Genomic DNA, 1,121 nt, shown 5'->3' on the forward strand with positions numbered 1-1,121 from the left:
CTAATGAGCTTCAGCTTGTCGAGTTAAGAGGTAGGCCGGCGTGAGCGAAGTAGGCGCGGAGGGTGGCAGGGCGGTGCTGGAGCCGCCGAAACTCCCTGCGCGCCTGTCGACGCAATTCCTCAATGCTTCCAGGCAGAGTGTTGAGCAGGGCCTTCTTGACGCTCGCATTGCACTGCTCTTCGGGATTGAGGTCCGGGGTGTAGGCGGGCAGGAAGTACACGCGGAAGTCCCGTGGGTATCGCGTCAAAAAGCGTTGCACATTCGCTGCGCGATGAGCCTGCAGCCTGTCCCACACCAGCCACACAGGTCGGCCGCCCAGGCGCTGATGCAGGTAACGCAGGAAGGCAATGACGTCGGAGCCATGGACGCTACCCTCGATATGCCGGGCGAACAGGCGTGGACGCTCACCTGGGCGAAGCGGTGCCGTCAGGGCAACCATGCTCGTCACTTCCCTCCGGTATCTCTCCACCCGGCGCAGCACAGGGGCATGAGCCACCGGTGCCCATGTGCTGCCTACACGGGCCCGAAACGAGTGACCCGTTTCGTCCAGGAGGGCAAGCACTGCCCCGCTTCGACGAGCCCCCTTTTGATGAGCGGCCAATCGCGCCGGAGCCACGCTTGAACGAGCGCATCATCCCGCTCACGAGCCTGGGTGGTCGGCCGCTGCGGGCTGAAGCCCAGGCGGCGCAACGGGCCGCCCAGGTAATTCGGGTGGTAGCGCACGCCGTAGCGACGTTGGATGACATTCGCGACACGCCGCAGCGTCCAGCGCTCGGTGGGAAAGCCTGCTACGAGTGCGCCCGCGCGCAGGGTGCTTGCTACCTGCTGCCATTGCGTGGGCGTCAATCGCGAGCGTCGCCCTGGGTGTCGGCGTGCACGCAGCGCACGCAGACCGCCCGAACGCAGCCGTGCGGCCCATTTGCTCACCGCCGCCTCGGACACCCCGAACTCGCGCGCGACGCGCACCTGCGGAACGCCGCGACGCAGCAGACGTGCTGCCTCAAGGCGCCGCTCCTGCTGCTGCTCGGCGGAGAGCCGGCGAGGCTGCCAAGCCATGGGAAGTGCACCTCCTCACGAACTCAACAGCATCGCTCTTAACCTCACTCCCTGAAGCTCATTAG

The 1,121-nt window shown here is 66.0% G+C and carries 2 protein-coding genes; both read right to left on the bottom strand.

Annotation, left to right across the window (positions count from 1 at the left end; all coding sequences use genetic code 11):
- Window positions 1–10 precede the first annotated feature (10 nt).
- Entirely contained in the window at window positions 11–616 is a 606-nt protein-coding gene (locus FMP39_RS37120) for a transposase (RefSeq protein WP_368667094.1), read from the bottom strand.
- Window positions 514–1,056, bottom strand: a complete 543-nt coding sequence (locus FMP39_RS37125) for a winged helix-turn-helix domain-containing protein (RefSeq protein ID WP_141594699.1) — start codon at window positions 1,054–1,056, stop codon at window positions 514–516. The genes FMP39_RS37120 and FMP39_RS37125 overlap by 103 nt, the downstream gene beginning before the upstream one ends.
- Window positions 1,057–1,121 lie beyond the last annotated feature (65 nt).

Origin of the sequence: Myxococcus sp. AB056 (assembly GCF_006547365.1) — a bacterium.
Taxonomy (GTDB): Bacteria; Myxococcota; Myxococcia; order Myxococcales; family Myxococcaceae; genus Myxococcus; species Myxococcus virescens.

Excerpts from the sequence above, each read along its gene's own strand:
- FMP39_RS37125 (WP_141594699.1), bottom strand. The coding sequence starts at position 1,056 with ATGGCTTGGCAGCCTCGCCGGCTCTCCGCCGAGCAGCAGCAGGAGCGG.